The sequence below is a fragment of the Streptomyces sp. NPDC037083 genome, assembly GCF_055606485.1.
This window is the reverse complement of the sequence record NZ_JBVJSQ010000013.1, coordinates 298,789-316,380: the sequence shown is the minus strand read 5'-3', so window position 1 is coordinate 316,380 and position 17,592 is coordinate 298,789. Positions and strand designations below refer to the sequence as shown.

The following is a 17,592-nucleotide window of genomic DNA, read 5'->3' as shown; positions in this document are numbered from 1 at the left end:
CCGATCTCGTCGCCGTAGTAGAGGATCGGCGAGCCGGGCAGGGACAGCAGCAGGGCGGTGAACAGCTCGATCTGGTTGCGGTCGTTGTCCAGGAGTGGGGCGAGCCGGCGGCGGATGCCGATGTTGGCGCGCATCCGGGGGTCTTTGGCGTACTCCGAGTACATGTAGTCGCGTTCTTCGTCCGTGACCATTTCGAGGGTGAGCTCGTCGTGGTTGCGCAGGAAGATGCCCCATTGGCACTTGGCGGGAATGGCCGGGGTCTTGGCGAGGATCTCGGAGACGGGGTAGCGCGATTCGCGGCGGACGGCCATGAAGATGCGGGGCATGACGGGGAAGTGGAACGCCATGTGGCATTCGTCGCCGCCGGAGGCGTAGTCGCCGAAGTAGTCGACGACGTCCTCGGGCCACTGGTTGGCCTCGGCGAGGATCACCGTGTCCGGATAGTGCGCGTCGATGTCACGACGCACCCGCTTGAGGAACGCGTGCGTGGCGGGAAGGTTCTCGCAGTTCGTGCCCTCGGCCGCGTAGAGATAGGGCACCGCGTCCAGCCGGAAGCCGTCGATTCCGAGATCCAGCCAGAACCGGAGGGCCGCCAAAATCTCCTCCTGCACGGCGGGGTTCTCGTAGTTGAGGTCGGGCTGGTGGGAGAAGAAGCGGTGGAAGAAGTACTGCTTGCGGACGGGGTCGAAGGTCCAGTTGGAGACCTCGGTGTCGACGAAGATGATGCGGGCGTCCGCGTACTGTTTGTCGTCGTCGGCCCACATGTAGTAGTCGCCGTAGGGTCCCTCGGGGTCTTTCCTCGATTCCTGGAACCACGGGTGCTGGTCGCTGGTGTGGTTCATCACGAAGTCGATGATGACGCGCATGCCGCGTTGGTGGGCGGCGTCGACGAATTCGACGAAGTCGGCGAGGTCGCCGAATTCGGGGAGCACGGCGGTGTAGTCGGACACGTCGTATCCGCCGTCGCGCAGGGGTGATTTGAAGAAGGGCGGGAGCCAGAGGCAGTCGACTCCGAGCCATTGCAGGTAGTCGAGTTTGGCGGTGATGCCCTTGAGGTCGCCGACGCCGTCGCCGTTGCTGTCCTGGAAGGAGCGGACGAGGACCTCGTAGAAGACGGCACGCTTGAACCAGTCGGGATCGCGGTCCTTGGCGGGAGTGTCCTCGAAGGTGTCCGGAACGGGCGAGTTGACGGTCATGGCGGTCTGGAGCCTCCGATCGGCGGTGCGGGTCACCGGACGTGGAACACGTGGGCGGGCGTCCGGCCGGGCTCCAGGCGCACGTAGTTCGTCCTGCTCCAGGCGTATGTCTCACCTGTCAGTTCGTCGTACACGGACAGCGATGCGCCGTCGTCCAGGCCGAGTTGCGGCATGTCCAACGACACCGTCGTCTCCTGGGTGTGGTGGGGGTCGAGGTTGACGACCACCAGAACCGTGTTCGAACCCGTCCGCTTGCTGTACGCGATGACGGACGGGTTGTCCGTGCCGTGGAAACGGAGGTTCCGCAGCCGGTGCAGGGCCGGGTTCGCCCGCCGGATCTCGTTGAGCTTCGTGATCAGCGGGGCGATACTGCGTCCCTCCCGCTCGGCCGCCTCCCAGTCACGGGGCCTGAGCTGGTACTTCTCCGAGTCGAGGTACTCCTCGCTGCCCTCGCGCAGGGGGGTGTTCTCGCACAGTTCGTAGCCGCTGTACAGGCCCCAGGTCGGCGACAGGGTGGCGGCCAGGACGGCGCGGATCTCGAAGGCGGGCCGGCCGCCGTGCTGCAGATACGCGTGCAGGATGTCGGGGGTGTTGGCGAAGAGGTTGGGCCGCATGTAGGAGGCGGCCTCCCCCGAGAGTTCGGTGAGGTACTCCGTCAGTTCCTGCTTGGTGTTGCGCCAGGTGAAGTAGGTGTAGGACTGCTGGAACCCGATCTGGCCGAGGGTGTGCATCATGGCGGGCCGGGTGAACGCCTCGGCCAGGAAGATCACGTCGGGATCGGAGGCGTTGACCTCCGCGATGACCCGCTCCCAGAACACGACCGGCTTGGTGTGCGGGTTGTCCACCCGGAAGATCCGCACCCCGTACGACATCCAGTGCCGCAGCACGCGCACGGTCTCCGCGACGAGGCCGTCCATGTCGGCGTCGAAGGCGATCGGATAGATGTCCTGGTACTTCTTCGGGGGGTTCTCGGCGTAGGCGATGGTGCCGTCCGGCCGGTGGTGGAACCACTCGGGGTGTTTCTGCACCCAGGGGTGGTCGGGGGAGCACTGCAGGGCGAAGTCGAGGGCGATCTCCATCCCGAGGTCCCGTGCCCGCTCCACGAACCAGGCGAAGTCGTCCAGTGTGCCGAGGTCCGGGTGGACGGCGTCGTGGCCGCCCTCCGGCGAGCCGATCGCCCAGGGCACCCCCACGTCGTCCGGGCCGGGGTCGAGGGTGTTGTTGCGGCCCTTGCGGAATGTCGTGCCGATCGGATGGATCGGCGGCAGGTAGACGACGTCGAAGCCCATGGCGGCGATGGCCGGCAGCCGGCGCGCGGCGGTGCGGAAGGTGCCGTGCGGGCGCTCGGGCGTCCCCTCGGAGCGGGGGAAGAACTCGTACCAGGCCCCGTAAAGAGCCCTTTCCCGCTCCACCAGCAGGGGCAGCGGCTCCGAGGCGGTGACCAGGTCCCGCAGCGGACGCCGGTCGAGGACGGCCTCCACCTCCGGCGCCAGTGCGGCGGCGTAGCGTTCGGCCACCGGGGCCGAGTCGTCGAGCAGTTTCCTCGCCGTGTCCCGCAGCAGGGTGCGCTCCGGCCCGCGCGGGGCCCGGGCGGCCGCTCGTTCGTAGAGCCGGCCCCCCTCCTCCAGCACCAGACCCACGTCGATCCCCGCCGGGATCTTGATGTCCGCGTGACGGCGCCAGGTGGTGATCGGGTCGCTCCAGGCCTCCACGGTGTAGGTCCAGCGGCCCATGGCGTCCAGGGTCACATCGGCGCCCCAGCGGTCGCTGCCGGGCGAGAGTTCGCGCATCGGTGTCCAGGGCCCTCTGCCGCCGTCCGGGCTCTTGAGAACCACATTGGCGCCGATGGCGTCGTGGCCCTCGCGAAACACCGTCGCGGAGATCCGCACCGTCTCCCCGATCACGGCTTTCGCCGGCCGCCTTCCGCACTCCACGCGCGGTTCGACGTCCCTGACCGGGATACGGCCGATCGCCCTGGTGGACTTCACCTTTGCACCTCCGCTGACTGAAATTGGTTTTGCTCGCCCGGTGTTGGGCGACCCGCGCGCACCCGTCGCGGGCGTTACGTCTCCGCGGGCATGCGGGGAAGGGAGGGCGTGGTCGAGATCCGTGCGACGCCGTTCCTGCGGCTCGTCCCCCTGCGCTCCCGGCGACGGGCGTCGGTACCGGCCCGCAGATACTGCTCGGCGGCGTCCGCCGCCTCCCGTGCGCAGCGCTTGCCCATCAGCACGCACAGGGTGTACCCGCAGTCCTCGAAGGCGGCCCGCGCCGAGCGGTCGCCGGGATGCGCGAGCATGGCCCGCTCCCAGGCCCGGTAACTGCGCAGGGTTCTGGCGACTTCGGTCTTCGCTGGTTGCAGCATCGCGCTGGCCACCTTTCGGGAGTTCAGGAGGTGCGCCGCTCGAGACGAGCGGGTCGGCCCTTTCCGCAGAGGCGCGAGAGCGTCCAACCTCCCGAGGCCTTCACTTATGGTGCACGGCGCATCACCCAACGTCCTGTTGGATCTTGATTGTGGTGTGCTCGTGTTGCACGAATGGCGTAGCAGCCCCACTGTGGTTGTGACTCTGAAGCGATTACCGCTCACGCTTCGTGTCGGGGACCCCGGCCCGTCGGGCCGAGGAGGAGTGTGAGCCTCGCCGGTGAGGAGCGAACGACGATGAAGACCGCAGTCCCCTGCTACTACCACCTCGACGTGGACGTCAGTCCGGAACGGGTCGGACAGGTCAGGCGCATCCTGGCCGCTCATCTGAAGTACTGGGACCTCGAGACGCTCGTCGAGCCCGTGTGCCGCGGCGCCGAGATGCTGCTGCAGGCCATCGACGAACACGCGAAGGACAAGCACACGTCGATCGAGATGTGGTGGAACGGCCAGCATCTGATAACCGCCATCGGGGGCGACGACCGTCATCTGCGGCCCGACCAGGACCTGCGCGCCTGCCTGGAGCGCATCGCCGTCATGAGCGACGGTTGGGGCTGCTGCGCCACCGACACCGGCAGCAAGGTCATCTGGTTCTCCCAGCGGGCCCGCGCCGGCGAGCGCGTGCCCCTCGTGCCGACCGCGCCGTCGCCCAGCCTGCGGGAGGGGCTCCAGGTGCCCCGCGCCCTCGTGGTGGCCGACGTGGCCGCCCCCGCGGACGAGGAGCGCGTGCTGGAGGCCGCCCGGTGACCTCGCGCCCCAGCCGGACGCGCCGGAGCGCAGGGGTGCCCGCCTGGAGCGGGCGCCCCTACCCGTTGGGCGCCGACTTCGACGGGCAGGGCACCAACTTCGCGCTGTTCAGCGAGGTCGCCGAACACGTCGACCTCGTCCTCGTGGACGACGACGGCGCCGCGCGCACGGTCCCGCTCACCGAGGTCGACGGCTTCGTCTGGCACGCCTACCTGCCCGGGATCGGCCCCGGCCGGCGCTACGGCTTCCGGGTCCACGGGCCGTGGGATCCCTCGTCGGGCCACCGGTGCAACCCCGCGAAGCTGCTCCTGGACCCCTACGCGCGTGCCGTCGACGGCCAGATCGACAACCACGCCTCCCTGTTCGAGCGGGCCGGTGAGCGGCCCGATCCCGCGGACAGCGCCGGACACACCCTTCTGGGCGTGGTCACCGACCCGGCCTTCGACTGGGGCGACGACGAACCACCGCGCCACCTCTACGCCGACACGGTGGTCTACGAGGCCCATGTACGGGGCCTGACCCGCACGCACCCCGACGTACCGCCCGAGCTGCGCGGCACCTACGCCGGGCTCGCCCACCCCGCGGTGACCGAGCACCTGACCTCGCTGGGCGTCACGGCGATCGAGCTGATGCCCGTCCACCAGTACGTCCAGGACGGCGTGCTGACCGACCGGGGCCTGTCCAACTACTGGGGCTACAACACCATCGGCTTCTTCGCGCCCCACAACGCGTACGCCGCCGGTGGCACCCGCGGTGAACAGGTGAGCGAGTTCAAGGCCATGGTGAAGGCGCTGCACGCGGCGGGCCTCGAGGTGATCCTCGACGTGGTCTACAACCACACCGCCGAGGGCAACGAGAAGGGCCCCACCCTCTCCTTCCGCGGCATCGACAACGCCTCCTACTACCGGCTCGTGGACGGCGACTGGTCGCACTACTACGACACCACCGGCACCGGCAACAGCCTGCTCATGCGGCACCCTTACGTCCTACAGCTGATCATGGACTCACTGCGGTACTGGGTCACGGAGATGCACGTCGACGGCTTCCGCTTCGACCTCGCGGCGACCCTCGCCCGGCAGTTCCACGAGGTGGACCGGCTGTCCGCGTTCTTCGACCTCATCCAGCAGGACCCGGTGATCAGCCGCGTCAAGCTGATCGCCGAGCCGTGGGACGTCGGGGAGGGCGGCTACCAGGTGGGCAACTTCCCGCCGCTGTGGTCGGAGTGGAACGGCCTCTACCGCGACGCCGTCCGCGACTTCTGGCGGGCGGAACCCGGTTCGCTGGGCGAGTTCGCCTCCCGCCTGACCGGCTCCTCCGACCTGTACGCGCACAGCAGGCGCCGCCCGCGCGCCAGCGTCAACTTCGTCACCGCGCACGACGGTTTCACCCTGCGCGACCTCGTCTCGTACAACGACAAGCACAACGAGGCCAACGGCGAGGACAACCGCGACGGCGAGAGCGACAACCGCTCGTGGAACTGCGGCGCCGAGGGCCCCACCGAGCGCCCCGCGATCCTCGAACTGCGTGCCCGCCAGCAGCGCAACCTGCTGGCCACACTGCTGCTGTCGCAGGGCATCCCGATGCTGTCCCACGGCGACGAGTTCGGCCGGACCCAGCGGGGCAACAACAACGCCTACTGCCAGGACAACGAAGTCTCCTGGGTCGACTGGCGGTTGACCGACGAGCAGCGGGCCCTCAACGACTTCTGCCGACGCCTCGTCGCCCTGCGCGCCGCCCACCCCGTACTGCGCCGGCGCCGCTTCTTCCGGGGCGAGACCGTCACCCGCGCCGGCCGGCCGCTGCCCGACCTGGTGTGGCTGCGGCCGGACGCACGCCGGATGAGGGCCCGTGACTGGCAGCGCCCCGACGCGCACAGCGTCGGCGTCTTTCTCAACGGCGACGCCATCGCCGAACCGGACCCCCGCGGCCGGCCCGTCGTGGACGACTCGTTCCTGCTGCTGTTCAACGGGTTCTGGGAACCGGTCGTCTTCCGGCTGCCCGGCGCCGCGTACGGCGAACGTTGGACGGTGTGCGCCGACACCGTGGAGCCCGACGGCGGCCCCTACGAGACCGAGCACAAGGCGGGCGTGGAGGTGACCCTGCAGGCCCGCAGCCTGCTCGTGCTGTCCCGGCCCCCGCTCCGCTCCCGGTGAGGGCCCAAGGGGCTCAGCGCTGGCGGCGCGAGGTCACCGTGAACTGGGCGCCGTCGGGATCCCGCAGCACCGCCTCGTGATCGCTCTCGACCAGCACACTGCCGCCGTGCTTCTCCGCCGCCCGTGCGCAGGCCGTCACGTCCGCCACGGCGAAGTGGACCTGCCAGTGGGGCCGGATGGTGGGGTCGGGCGCTGCCTCCAGGGCGCCCGACTCGATCCGCGCCACCACGTCGCCCCGGCTGCGCAGCACGACCTCGCCGGCCTCGTAGTGGACCTCGCAGCAGCCGGGGCTGTCGGTCGCCCAGTCGAGGATCTCGCCGTAGAAGATGGCGGAGTCGAAGGCGTCGCGCGTGTGGAGCCTGACGAAGGCGGGCGCCGCCTGCCGCCAGGCCTCCCAGTTGCCGATCAGCTCGCCCTCCCAGATGCCGAAGGTGGCCCCGTCCCGGTCGGCCAGCAGGGCCGCCCGGCCCGGGGGGAGGGAGATCGGCCCCACGGCCACGGTCCCGCCGCGCTCGCGCGCCCGGGAGGCCGCGTCGTCGGCGCTGGGCACGGCGAAGTAGGGCGTCCAGGCGACCGCCATCTGCCACATCGCGGCGACGGCGGCCACCCCCGCGACCGGGACGTTGCCGACCAGGGCCGTGCGGAAATGGTCGCCGAGCAGCCCACGGCGCCACTTCCAGCCCAGTACGGCGCCGTAGAAGTCCTGCGTGGCCTCCAGGTCGCGGCTGGTCAGGCTCACCCAGCAAGGGGCGCCGAACACGGAGTGCGTGGAGACGGCTCCCCGGGTGCCGGGGGCGGAGGTCGGGTGATGGTTCATGGCGCTCGCGTTCCTGGTCTGTCGCCGGTGGGGAGGTCTGCCACCAGTGTCCGGCCGCAACGGTCCCGGCCGCCTGCCGAGAGCCCGGTGGCACGAGGGGAGGGGTGGGACGAGTACCGCGCGAGTCCGGTGGTGAAACGGCCCGGATCCTCGCGCCGAAAAGGGAACGCCGCCGACGCTGAGGGCGATCGGCGGACGGCCGGGAGATCGGCCCGACGTCGGCGCACCTCCTGGATCGGCCCGGCCCCCCGATCCCCGGCGCACCTCCGTTGGAGTGAGGCCGCCGGGGAGGCGGGGGTCAGTTCGCGTCGGCGGAGATCTCCGCGCGCAGCTGGGCGAAGCAGCTGCTGAGCAGCCGGGAGACGTGCATCTGAGAGATGCCCAGCTGCTCGGCGATACGGCTCTGCGTCATGCCGGCGAAGAACCGCAGGTACAGGATGGTCCGCTCGCGCTCCGGCAGGGCCCGCAGACACGGCGCGACGGCCACCCGGTCGACGACGGTGTCGTAGCCGGGGTCGGGGTCGCCGAGGGCGTCCTCGAGGGCGTAGCCGTCGGTGCCGGGCAGCTCCGCCTCCAGGGACAGGGCGGAGAAGCACTCCAGCGCCTCCGCGCCGGTGCGCACCTCGTCCTCCGTGAGCTGCGTGAACGCGGCGATCTCGGCGACGGTCGGCGGGTGGCCCAGACCGGTCTGGGACAGCTCCTTCACGGCGTGCCGTACCCGGTTGCGCAGGTCCTGCACCCGGCGGGGCACGTGCAGCGTCCACATGTGGTCGCGGAAGTGGCGCTTGATCTCGCCGGTGATCGTCGGCACCGCGTAGGCCTCGAAGGCGCGGCCGCGCTCGGGGTCGTAGTGGTCGACGGCCTTGACCAGCCCCAGGGCCGCGACCTGGTACAGGTCCTCGAGGGCCTCGCCGCGCCCGCGGAAACGGACGGCGATCCGCTCGGCCATGGGCAGCCAGAGCCGGATCAGCTCGTCCTTGAGCGCCTGGCGTTCGGGCCCGGCGGGCAGCCCGGTGAGCCGTACGAAGGCCTCGGTGGTGTCCGGGGCGTCGTCATGGGGGTGCTGCTTGGTTCGGACGGTGGTACGCATCACGCGCGCCTCCCTCGGGAGGGTTGCCGATGAAACGGGAACACCGTGGGAAACCGCACTCAGACACTTCGGGGACACACCCGGGACCTGCCGTGCGGCGGCCCCACGGACGTGCCTCCTGTCCGAAGCACTTCTGTCCAGATTCCCTCGGTCGGGTGCCTTAAAACAGTTTTACCCGATTTACCCCATGACGTCCTTGTCTGCGGAACCACCGACGACCGCTCCGGCCGCTCCGACGGCTGTCGGCCGCTCCGACGACTGTCCGGCGGCGACCGGACGCGGGCCTACCGGCCCGGGGTCGCATGGCACCGAGGTCGCCTTCTCGCTCCTCGGACGGCCGGCGCGTTGATCTTGGCCGGAGACGTGATGTACGGCACGCCCCCGGAAAGCCCCTCGGGGAACGCTCGCCGATTGTGCCTGCGCACGGCTTGATCAGCGATCAAACGGTGTGAATCACCTGGCCACAGCGCATTCTGCTCATTTGACAGTGCGATCGGCGCACGGATAGGAAGCAGCCGGTGGAAGTCGAGAGGTGGACTGTGTACGAGCCGAACGTGGTCGGGGACTGGCTGGAGTACGACGAGTATGCCGGTCTGCGGGTCCGCGTCCACCGCCTGGAGCAGAGCGAGCCGCCACGGGGGCGCGACGACGCCGCCGAGGGGCTGACCTACTTCTGCCTGCGGGTGACCGTGGAGAACAGGGGCGGTTCGCACTCCACGATCCACCTCGAGGACGGCCAGATCGACGTGCGGCTCGGACCCGACGGGGAGAGCGCGTTCATCGACTGGCGCAACTCGCAGTTCATCGAGGGCTTCGACGTCTATCCGCTGCGCCGGGCCACCGCCGTGCTGTACGCGGCGGGACCCGAGGCGTCCCTCGGCCAGGTGGACGTCCAGATCCAGTTGCGCGTCGACGACGACTGGGCCGACCGCCGGCTGTGGACGGGCGGCATCGGACTGCACGAGGGCTCCGGCGGCCCCCAGACCGGCGCGGGACGCGACAGCCTGGCCCGCCAGGTGAGCAACTTCCTGCGCGACCAGGCCGAAGAGGGCACCGCCTGACGGTCGTCGCCCGCCGCCGGCCGGGCGGGTCGCCGCGCGGTCGGTGCGGGATGCCGTCTCAGTGCGGGATGCCGTCGATGATCTCGCGCGCGCCCTGACGCAGCAGCGCGACCGCCACCGACGTGCCGAGCGTCGCCGGGTCGAGGCGGCCCGCCCACTCGTGGGCGTTGAGGCGGGTCTTGCCGTCCGGGGTGAACACACAGGCCCGCAGGGACAGTTCGCCGCCGCGGTCCACCCGCGCGAAGCCGGCGATCGGGCTGTTGCAGTGTCCTTGGAGCACATGCAGGAACATGCGTTCCGCCGTTGCCTCCCGATGGGTGGCCGGATCGCCGAGCCCGCTCACCGCGTCGATGAGGTCGGCGTCGCCCTCGCGGCACTGCAGGGCGAGGATGCCCGCGCCGATCGGCGGCATCATCGTCTCCGGTGACAGCACCTCGCTGATGACGTCCCGCCGGTCGATGCGCTCCAGGCCGGACACCGCGAGCAGCAGTGCGTCCGCCTCGCCGGCCGCGAGCTTCTCCAGCCGCCGGTTGGCGTTGCCGCGGAACGGCACGCACTGCAGGTGGGGGTGGGTGGCGGCGAGTTGGGCGATCCGGCGCACCGAGGAGGTGCCGATGCGCGTCCCGGCCGGCAGCTCGTCCAGGGTGAGGTGGCCCGGGTGGATCAGGGCGTCGCGGATGTCGTCGCGCCGCAGGAACGCGGCGAACACCGTGCCCGCGGGCAGCGGCCGGTCGGCGGGGACGTCCTTGACGCAGTGGACCGCGAGATCGGCCTCGCCGGCCAGCAGCGCCGCGTCGACCTCCTTGGTGAACGCGCCCTTGCCCTCGACCTGGGACAGGTCTCCCATCCACTTGTCGCCGGTCGTCCGCACGGGGACGACCTCGGTGCGCACACCGGGATGCAGAGCGGTCAACTCCGCGCGCACCCGCTCCACTTGAGCCAGGGCCATGGGCGAGTCGCGGGAGACGATGCGGATCAGTTCCGGAACGGACATGCGGGACACGATAGACCCTCGCGACCCGCGCTCCGCACGGCTTGCGGGATTCGGCCGGTGCGGCGGGCCTACGGGTGCACCCGCATGCTGAAGCGGCGTTTGTCGGTCCCGAGCGCGCCGCGCCGGGCGTAGAAACGGATCGCCCCCTCGTTCCAGACCGGCGTCTGCCACTGCACCTCGGCCAGTCCCATGCTCCGGGCCAGATCCGCCACCGCGTCCATCAGGAGGGCGCCCGCGCCCAGGCCGCGGTGGCCCGGCGCGAGAAACAGACAGTCCATGTGCAGGTACTCACGGCCCTCCCAGGTGGAGAGCTCGGGCACGCAGGTGGCGTAGCCGACGACCTCGCCCTCGGGCAGTTCGGCGACCAGGCAGCTGAGCCGCGGTTCCGGCGCGTCGAAGAGGAGCGCGGCCAGACGCTCTGCCAGGTCGGGCGCGGGCGGGTCGGCCCGTTCGTAACGGGCGTGCTGGGCGGCCAGTTCGGCGACCCGCGGCAGATCCGACCGCTCGGCGTGCCGCACCCGGGCGGCGCTCACCTGACCTCCCCCTCGGCCGTGTCGGCGCCCCACGCGGCCGGACCGTCGTCCAGGGGGCCCGTGCCGTCGAGGAGCAGCGGACGCGAAGCGCCCGCGGACCCGCCCGACGGCCCGGCGGTGCGGGCGCGACGGGCTTCGGGGCGTGAGGGCATCGTCTTCACCGGTGTCGTGGGCGGGAGTTCATGAAGATCCATCCGCTCATCATGCCCCGGCGGACGGCCCCGGACGCCAGACCCCGGAGCCGAACCCTGCCGCCGGGCTACGCGTTGGGGTCGAAGGGGATCCCCGAGGGCTTCGCGGAGGAGAGGTTGCCGGCGAAGCTGCCGTCCTTCAGACCGAAGTGGGCACTGCCGAAGTCGTAGGCGCTCAGCTTGTCCCGAAGGCCGGCCGGGTAGCCGTTCCAGCCGACCAGCGGCGGGTACTGCCAGGTGTGCTTGGCGTTCTCCGGCGGCTCGTCGTTGGAGTTGCCGAGCCGGAAGCAGTGCGTGCTGATGCCGTCCTTGTGGTAAACGGCCTTGGGGTGGGTGCCCTCGAAGCGCACGGTGGACGCCGCGTGCACGGTGAACGAGCCGTGGTTGGACGTCGAGACGTACTGGACCTGGCTGTTCTGCACCCAGACGACGACGTGCTCCCAGTCGTTGCGGTGCCCGCCGATGCTGGTGCCCGGCAGCGCCTGGTCCTTCTCGAAGTAGAGGCTGTACATGTACGCGCACCAGCCGTTGTTGCACTTATAGCGCGAGTAGCTGTTGGTGTTGTCCAGATCGGAGGCGTCGTGGCAGTCGCCGCTCAGCGAACCGGTCGGCTTCAGACCGCCGTTGATCGTGCCGTCGGGACCGATGGCGGGCGTGGGGTAGCACCCGTCGGTGTCGTAGTCGAAGGCCGGCTGGTACGTCAGCTCCCCGGCCTCGGCGTTCTGCGCGAGTGCCCGGGGAGGGGCGGCGAAGGCGACCGAGGGGACGGCGACGACGAGCGCGGCGGCGCCGGCGAGCGCGGCGGCGCCGGCGAGGCCGGTGAGCCATCTCCTGCGGTGGGCCTTGAACCTGGCTGAGGACACGTCTTCTCCTCGGGATGCGGGCGCAGCCGAACGGCTGTGGGGGAAAAGGGAGTTCAGCTTCCACGCTTTTCACTTCCGCGCCAAGGGGTCGCAGACGTGTCAGTGGTGCGGAACGGCCCGGTCCCTGGTCGGCTGATGCCGTGTCAGGCGGATGTGTCCGGAAGGTCGGCCGCCGACTCCCGGGGCGTCAGGTCCGGTCGCAGCCGCAGCCAGGAGGGCTGGCGCAGCAGTCCGGCCCGGGTGCGCGTGCTGTAGCGGACCTCGCCGACCAGCCGGGGCGTCGCCCAGCGCGCGCCCGCCGCCCGCGGCACGGAGTCGAAGGGGCACACGTCGGTGGCGGCGGCCCGCAGCAGCGCGGCGAGTTCGACCCGCTCGGCCTCGCTCCAGCCGGTGCCCACGTTCCCGACGTACCGCAGCCCCGTCGCGGCGCGCTGTCCGACGAGGACCGCGCCGGGCAGCCCGGTCAGCCGCCCCTTGCCGGGCAGCCAGCCGCCGACCAGGACGTCCGCGACGCGCATGTTGCGGATCTTGATCCAGGCCCGGGAGCGCACGCCCGGCTCGTACACCGAGTCCAGCCGCTTGCAGACCAGCCCTTCCAGGCCGTGCGCACGGGTGGCCTCCAGGGCTTCGCGGCCGTGCCCCACCAAGGCGCTCGGCGTCGACCAGAACGGCCCCTCCAGCGCCAGCGCCTCCAGCCGGTCCCTGCGGCGCGTGTAGGGCAGGTCGAGAAGGGAGCGTCCGCCGAGGTGCATGACGTCGAACAGGACGAGGTGCACGGGAGCCGTCGCCGCCAGTCGCGCCGCCTTGCCCGGCGCCTGGACCAGTCCCATGCGCGACTGCAGCAACTGGAAGTCGGCCCGGCCCTGTTGGTCCAGGGCGAGCACCTCGCCGTCCAGCACGGCCGGCGTGCGGCCGAGAGCGGCGCCCAGTGGTCGCAGCTCCGGATAGGCGCCGGTGATGTCCTCGCCCGAGCGGGCGCGCAGGGTGATGCTCCCGTCCCCGGCGAGGTACACCACGGCGCGCTGTCCGTCCTGCTTGGTCTCGTAGGCCCAGCGCGCGTCCTGGGCCACGGGCGGGAGGGAGCCGGGGGTGGCCAGCATGGGCGCGACGAGGGGGAGGGGCATGGGTGAGTTGTCGACACGGCGTCCCGCTGCCACGCGCGCGGTGCGGTTGTTTCCCCTGAACGGCGGCGACGGGCCTCGGCGGGCTGCGGGCGTCGGGCGTCAGTCTGCGGGCGTCGGGCGTCGGAAGGTGCGCGCGGGACCCGGGCCGGGCGATCGAGCGAATTACTTGAGTTACGCAACGAGATGGTAAAGTGGCGGGCATGCCCACCGAACCGCGCTCCCTGCCCTCCGCCGCCTCCCCGGAGGTGATCGAGATCGAGCGCGCCCTCACGCGCATCACCTATCTGAGCACCCGTGCCCGGCAGCACGAGCGGCTGATGGCCCTGGCCGGCGTCCCTCTGGACCGCGCCGCCGTGGCCCTGCTGCGGCAGATCGCCGACTCCGAGCCGCTGCGGCCGGGCGAGCTGGCCCAGCGGCTGGGCGTGGAGGCCTCCCATGTGACCCGCACGGTGCAGCAGCTGCAGAAGTCCGCGTTCGTCACCCGCGTCCCCGACCCCGACGACGGCCGTGCCCAGCGGATCCAGCTCACGGACGCGGGCCGCGCCGCCGTCGACCGGATCCGGGACGCGGGTGCCCGGGGGATGCAGTTGGCGCTGTCCGAGTGGGCCCCCGAGGATCTGGGCCTGCTCGCCGCGCTCTTCCATCGCATGGTCGACGACTTCCTCTCCCACGCCGTCGAGGACGAGACCGAGCAGCCGGCGGCGGCCCCCGGCGCGTGACACTCGGCCGCGTGGGCCGGCCCGGGCCGCGGGCGTGGCGCCCGGGGGAGGCGCGCGGCCCGCACGACAGCAGCCATGTTCCGCGGGGCGGACGTACGGACATGCCCGGCGCGACGGCGCCGTGGGCGGTGTACGGACTCCTCGCCGGTGCCTCCGACGGCGCGCCCGGCCGTCGTCGGCGACGGGGCCGGCCCCGGACCGGACGGGCGGGCTGCCGCAACCTCCCTCTCCCAGAGGCGAGTTGGCGCGGCCTCGGTCACCGGCACCCCGCCGCGGGGCTCGTCGCTACCCTCCAGTAAGGTCGGGCGCCAGGTCATCAGAGGAGGAACCGTGCCCCGGTCCGAACGCTCACCCCTGCTGCTGGCGGGCCTGCTGGCCGGCATGGGCGTCGCCCACTTCGCCGTGCCGCGCCCGTTCGACGCGATCGTCCCGCGCACGCTGCCCGGCTCGCCCAGGACCTGGACGTACGCCAGCGGCGTCGCCGAACTGGCGCTCGCGGCGGGCGTGGCCCTGCCGCGGACCAGGAAGACCGCCGCACTGGCCACGGCCGCCCTCTTCGTCGGCGTCTTCCCCGCGAACGTCAAGATGGCGTGGGACTGGCGGCACCGCCCGGCCCCGCTGAAGGCCGCCGCCATCGGCCGCCTCCCCCTGCAGGCCCCCCTCGTGCTGTGGGCGCGCAACGTCGCCGAGGGCGCCGGCGCCGCGAAGACCGCGGGGGGACGGGCGTGACCAGGACTCTGCGGACCGGCGACCTGGTCGAGGACTTCGCGCTCCCGGACGAGACCGGCACGGTCCGCAGCCTGTCGGGCCTGCTCGCCGACGGGCCGGTGGTGCTCTTCTTCTATCCCGCCGCCCTCACCCCGGGCTGCACCGCCGAGGCGTGCCACTTCCGTGACCTGGCCGCCGAGTTCGCCGCCGTCGGCGCTCAGCCCGTCGGCATCAGCGGGGACTCCGTCGACCGCCAGCAGGAGTTCGCCGGGCGGCACACCCTCGGCATGCCGCTGCTGTCCGACGAGGACGGGTCGGTGCGGGACCGGTTCGGTGTGAAGCGCGGCTTCTCCCTGGCCCCCAGCAGGCGGGTCACCTACGTCATAGGGCAGGACCGCACCGTCCTGGAGGTCGTGCGCAGCGAACTGCGCATGAACACCCACGCCGACCGCGCTCTGGACGTGCTGCGAGCCCACCGCGCCTGACGGGCGCCGTCCGATGCGGCGGCCCGGGCGGGCCGGGCCGCCCGGGCCCAGGCGCCTGCTCGGGCCCCGACCGGCCCCTCGCAGTTGATGCACCGGGGCAAAGGGACCATTCTGGACGACATGGAGCATGTCGTCGCTGCGGCGGTCATCGATGCTCACGGCGTCGTGACGGGCTGGAGCGAGGGTGCCCGTCTGCTGACCGGCCACCCGGCCGAGGAGGCCGTGGGCCGGAGGGCGGCCGACCTGCTCGCCGAGGCGCTGCCACGGCGCGCGGACGGCGAGTGGACCGGCCCGGTCGTCGTGCGGCACCGCGACGGCCACCCCGTCGCCCTCACCGTGACGACGTGCCCGGTGCTGGGCCCCGACGGCCGGCGCACCGGGTTCACCCTCACCGCGCAGCGCCCCGCCGCCCCGGAGCCGACCCTGGCGGGGATGGCCTTCCAGCAGGCCTCCATGTCGATGTCCGTCTTCGACACCCAGCAGCACTATCTGCGACTCAACGAGGTCGCCTGCAAGGTCATGGGCGTCCCCGAGGACACCCTGCTCGGCCGCCACTTTCCGGACACCGTCGCCGAGGTCGAACCGCACAGGGGATTCAACTGGCACCTGCGCCACGTCGCCGAGACCGGCCGCCCGATCCGCTACGAGAGCTTCACCGGCGCCCCCTCCCTCAACCGCGAGCACGCCTGGACCACCGAGATGTGGCCCGTGCGGAACGCATCCGGCGAGGTCACCGGCGTCGCCCTGGCCGCGTTCGACAGCACCGAGCAGTACCTGGCCCGCCAGCGGCTCGCCCTGCTGAACGAGGCCGCGGCCTCCATCGGGACCACCCTCGACGTGGTGCGCACGACCGAGGAAGTGGTCGAGCTCCTCGTCCCGCGGTTCGCCGACTTCGTCAGTGTCGACCTGCTGGACTGGGTGCTGGGCGCCGACGAGCCGCCCCCCGCCCCGGGCGGTGAGGTGGTGCTGCGCAGGGTCGCCCACGGCTCCGCCCACGAGGGCACCCCCGAAGCGGCCGTCCGCCTCGGCGAGACCGACGTCCACCCGCCCTTCAGCCCGCCCGCGCGCGCCCTGCGGGAGGGGCGCGCCGTCCGCATCCAGGCGGGCGAGCCCGACTTCATGAGCTGGCTCGCCGAACGCAACGCGCGCGCTCCCGCGGGCCGCCCCTTCCGCACCGGCGTCCACTCGGTGATCTCGGTGCCCCTGAAGGCCCGCGGCACCACCCTGGGCGTCCTGGTCGGCGTCCGGATCGCCCACTCCGACGACTACGAGGCCGACGACGCCGTCTTCGCCGAGGAACTCGCCAGCCGGGCCGCCGTCTGCATCGACAACGCCCGCCGCTTCGCCCGGGAGCGCACCACCGCCCTCGCCCTGCAGAACAGCCTGCTGCCGCGCGGGCTCTCCGGACAGGCGGCCGTCGAGGTGGCCCACCGCTATCTGCCCAGCGGCTCCACGGCGGGCATCGGCGGCGACTGGTTCGACGTCATCCCCCTCTCCGGCGGCCGGGTCGCCCTTGTCGTCGGCGACGTCGTCGGCCACGGCATCCCGTCCTCGGCGACCATGGGGCGCCTGTGCATGGCCGTGCGCACCCTCGCCGACGTGGATCTGCCGCCCGACGAGCTCCTGACCCACCTGGACGACCTCGTCACCCACCTGGCGGCCTACGACGAGGGCGGCGAGGACGTCGCCGAACTCGGCGCCACCTGCCTCTACGCCGTCTACGACCCCGTCAGCCGCCGCCTGACCGCCGCCGCCGCGGGCCATCCCACACCGGCCCTCGTGCTGCCCGACGGCACCGCGCGACTGATCCCCATGACCCCCGGCCCCCCGCTCGGCGTGGGCGGGCTTCCCTTCGAGGCGGTCGAGCTGGAACTGCCCGAGGATTCGGTCGTGGCCCTCTACACGGACGGCCTGATCGAGGACCGCGACCGTGACGTCGACCGTGCCACCGGCGAGCTGTGCAGCGTCCTGACCGCGCCCGCCGCCTCCCTCGACGCCCTGTGCGACATCGTCCTCAAGGCCGTCCTGCCGGAGGAGCCCGGCGACGACGTCGCGCTGCTGCTCGCCCGCACCCGGGCGCTGGGCGCGGACCGGGTGGCCACCTGGGACGTCGCCCCCGACCCCGCCCTGGTGGCCGCCACCCGGCAGGCCGCCACCGCCCAACTGGCCGCGTGGGGCATGGAGGAGGCCGCGTTCGTCACCGAACTCGTCGTCAGCGAACTCGTCACGAACGCCATCCGCTACGGAGCGCCGCCCATCCAACTGCGCCTCATCCGCGACCGCACCCTCATCTGCGAGGTCTCCGACGGCAGTTCCACCTCCCCCCATCTGCGCCGCGCCCACGCCTTCGACGAGGGCGGACGCGGCCTGCTGCTCGTCGCGCAGCTCACCCAGCGCTGGGGCAGCCGGCAGACGGGCCGGGGCAAGACGATCTGGGCGGAGCAGACGCTGGAGCCCGAGTGACACCTGGAACGCCGTCTAAGGCGCAGTCG

Annotated in this window: 17 protein-coding genes; 7 read left to right on the top strand and 10 right to left on the bottom strand. The window is 71.9% G+C overall.

From position 1 onward, the window contains the following. The 3 genes from treS to ACZ7DE_RS31320 form a co-directional block, all read right to left on the bottom strand. A partial coding sequence (gene treS / locus ACZ7DE_RS31330; RefSeq protein WP_470767075.1) for a maltose alpha-D-glucosyltransferase occupies positions 1-1,196 on the bottom strand: 1,196 nt, incomplete at its 3' end. A gap of 32 nt (positions 1,197-1,228) precedes the next feature. Then, a complete protein-coding gene (locus ACZ7DE_RS31325) occupies positions 1,229-3,184 on the bottom strand; it encodes an alpha-1,4-glucan--maltose-1-phosphate maltosyltransferase (RefSeq protein ID WP_470767073.1) in 1,956 nt (651 codons plus the stop codon). Between the two features lie 74 nt (positions 3,185-3,258). Continuing rightward, positions 3,259-3,558 (bottom strand): DUF5133 domain-containing protein, encoded by a 300-nt coding sequence (locus ACZ7DE_RS31320; RefSeq protein ID WP_470767071.1) that lies wholly within the window; start codon positions 3,556-3,558, stop codon positions 3,259-3,261. A 294-nt stretch (positions 3,559-3,852) separates the two neighbouring features. On the opposite strand from ACZ7DE_RS31320, the gene ACZ7DE_RS31315 reads away from it, so the two are divergent. Beyond that, positions 3,853-4,362, top strand: a complete 510-nt coding sequence (locus ACZ7DE_RS31315) for a pep a2 (RefSeq protein WP_470767068.1) — start codon at positions 3,853-3,855, stop codon at positions 4,360-4,362. A 35-nt stretch (positions 4,363-4,397) separates the two neighbouring features. Further along, positions 4,398-6,515, top strand: a complete 2,118-nt coding sequence (gene glgX, locus ACZ7DE_RS31310) for a glycogen debranching protein GlgX (RefSeq protein WP_470767067.1) — start codon at positions 4,398-4,400, stop codon at positions 6,513-6,515. A 13-nt stretch (positions 6,516-6,528) separates the two neighbouring features. On the opposite strand, the gene ACZ7DE_RS31305 is transcribed toward glgX, so the two are convergent. Together ACZ7DE_RS31305 and ACZ7DE_RS31300 are read right to left on the bottom strand one after the other, a co-directional pair. Then, positions 6,529-7,332: a VOC family protein gene (locus ACZ7DE_RS31305; RefSeq protein WP_470767065.1), complete on the bottom strand. Its 804-nt coding sequence runs from the start codon at positions 7,330-7,332 to the stop codon at positions 6,529-6,531. Positions 7,333-7,630: 298 nt separating this feature from the next. Further along, complete coding sequence (locus ACZ7DE_RS31300; RefSeq protein ID WP_470767062.1) at positions 7,631-8,422, bottom strand: SigB/SigF/SigG family RNA polymerase sigma factor; 792 nt, start codon at positions 8,420-8,422, stop codon at positions 7,631-7,633. Positions 8,423-8,961: 539 nt separating this feature from the next. Here ACZ7DE_RS31300 and ACZ7DE_RS31295 point away from each other — a divergent pair. Continuing rightward, a complete protein-coding gene (locus ACZ7DE_RS31295; RefSeq protein ID WP_470767091.1) occupies positions 8,962-9,483 on the top strand; it encodes a hypothetical protein in 522 nt (173 codons plus the stop codon). Between the two features lie 58 nt (positions 9,484-9,541). Here the strand turns inward: ACZ7DE_RS31295 and hemC are convergent, their stop codons facing one another. The 5 genes from hemC to ACZ7DE_RS31270 all read right to left on the bottom strand — a co-directional run bounded on the left by hemC (position 9,542) and on the right by ACZ7DE_RS31270 (position 13,188). Next, on the bottom strand, positions 9,542-10,477 hold the full coding sequence (hemC, locus tag ACZ7DE_RS31290; protein ID WP_470767060.1) for a hydroxymethylbilane synthase: 936 nt from the start codon (positions 10,475-10,477) through the stop codon (positions 9,542-9,544). Positions 10,478-10,545: 68 nt separating this feature from the next. Then, the gene (locus tag ACZ7DE_RS31285; RefSeq protein WP_470767056.1) at positions 10,546-11,010 is read right to left on the bottom strand and encodes a GNAT family N-acetyltransferase; all 465 of its coding nucleotides are present in this window, start codon (positions 11,008-11,010) and stop codon (positions 10,546-10,548) included. Next, on the bottom strand, positions 11,007-11,204 hold the full coding sequence (locus ACZ7DE_RS31280) for a hypothetical protein (protein ID WP_470767054.1): 198 nt from the start codon (positions 11,202-11,204) through the stop codon (positions 11,007-11,009). Before ACZ7DE_RS31280 ends, ACZ7DE_RS31285 begins: the two co-directional genes overlap by 4 nt. 65 nt (positions 11,205-11,269) lie before the next feature. Continuing rightward, positions 11,270-12,064 carry an NPP1 family protein gene (locus ACZ7DE_RS31275; protein ID WP_470767051.1) on the bottom strand — a complete coding sequence of 265 codons (795 nt, stop codon included), beginning with the start codon at positions 12,062-12,064 and terminating at the stop codon, positions 11,270-11,272. Between the two features lie 143 nt (positions 12,065-12,207). Next, positions 12,208-13,188: an ATP-dependent DNA ligase gene (locus tag ACZ7DE_RS31270; RefSeq protein ID WP_470767048.1), complete on the bottom strand. Its 981-nt coding sequence runs from the start codon at positions 13,186-13,188 to the stop codon at positions 12,208-12,210. A 200-nt stretch (positions 13,189-13,388) separates the two neighbouring features. Here ACZ7DE_RS31270 and ACZ7DE_RS31265 point away from each other — a divergent pair, with 200 nt between their 5' ends. From ACZ7DE_RS31265 to ACZ7DE_RS31250, 4 genes are all read left to right on the top strand, one after another. After that, positions 13,389-13,907, top strand: coding sequence for a MarR family winged helix-turn-helix transcriptional regulator (locus ACZ7DE_RS31265; protein ID WP_470767046.1), 519 nt, complete (start codon positions 13,389-13,391; stop codon positions 13,905-13,907). Positions 13,908-14,237: 330 nt separating this feature from the next. Further along, a complete protein-coding gene (locus tag ACZ7DE_RS31260; protein ID WP_470767044.1) occupies positions 14,238-14,636 on the top strand; it encodes a DoxX family protein in 399 nt (132 codons plus the stop codon). Continuing rightward, positions 14,633-15,100 carry a peroxiredoxin gene (locus tag ACZ7DE_RS31255; protein WP_470767041.1) on the top strand — a complete coding sequence of 156 codons (468 nt, stop codon included), beginning with the start codon at positions 14,633-14,635 and terminating at the stop codon, positions 15,098-15,100. The genes ACZ7DE_RS31260 and ACZ7DE_RS31255 overlap by 4 nt, the downstream gene beginning before the upstream one ends. A gap of 120 nt (positions 15,101-15,220) precedes the next feature. Continuing rightward, positions 15,221-17,563, top strand: coding sequence for a SpoIIE family protein phosphatase (locus ACZ7DE_RS31250; protein WP_470767040.1), 2,343 nt, complete (start codon positions 15,221-15,223; stop codon positions 17,561-17,563). Positions 17,564-17,592: the final 29 nt, after the last annotated feature.

Excerpts from the sequence above, each read along its gene's own strand:
- ACZ7DE_RS31305 (WP_470767065.1), bottom strand. The coding sequence starts at position 7,332 with ATGAACCATCACCCGACCTCCGCCCCCGGCACCCGGGGAGCCGTCTCC.
- ACZ7DE_RS31300 (WP_470767062.1), bottom strand. The coding sequence starts at position 8,422 with ATGCGTACCACCGTCCGAACCAAGCAGCACCCCCATGACGACGCCCCG.
- hemC (WP_470767060.1), bottom strand. The coding sequence starts at position 10,477 with ATGTCCGTTCCGGAACTGATCCGCATCGTCTCCCGCGACTCGCCCATG.
- ACZ7DE_RS31270 (WP_470767048.1), bottom strand. The coding sequence starts at position 13,188 with ATGCCCCTCCCCCTCGTCGCGCCCATGCTGGCCACCCCCGGCTCCCTC.
- ACZ7DE_RS31250 (WP_470767040.1), top strand. The coding sequence starts at position 15,221 with ATGGAGCATGTCGTCGCTGCGGCGGTCATCGATGCTCACGGCGTCGTG.
- ACZ7DE_RS31320 (WP_470767071.1), bottom strand. The coding sequence starts at position 3,558 with ATGCTGCAACCAGCGAAGACCGAAGTCGCCAGAACCCTGCGCAGTTAC.
- ACZ7DE_RS31315 (WP_470767068.1), top strand. The coding sequence starts at position 3,853 with ATGAAGACCGCAGTCCCCTGCTACTACCACCTCGACGTGGACGTCAGT.
- ACZ7DE_RS31265 (WP_470767046.1), top strand. The coding sequence starts at position 13,389 with ATGCCCACCGAACCGCGCTCCCTGCCCTCCGCCGCCTCCCCGGAGGTG.
- ACZ7DE_RS31280 (WP_470767054.1), bottom strand. The coding sequence starts at position 11,204 with ATGGATCTTCATGAACTCCCGCCCACGACACCGGTGAAGACGATGCCC.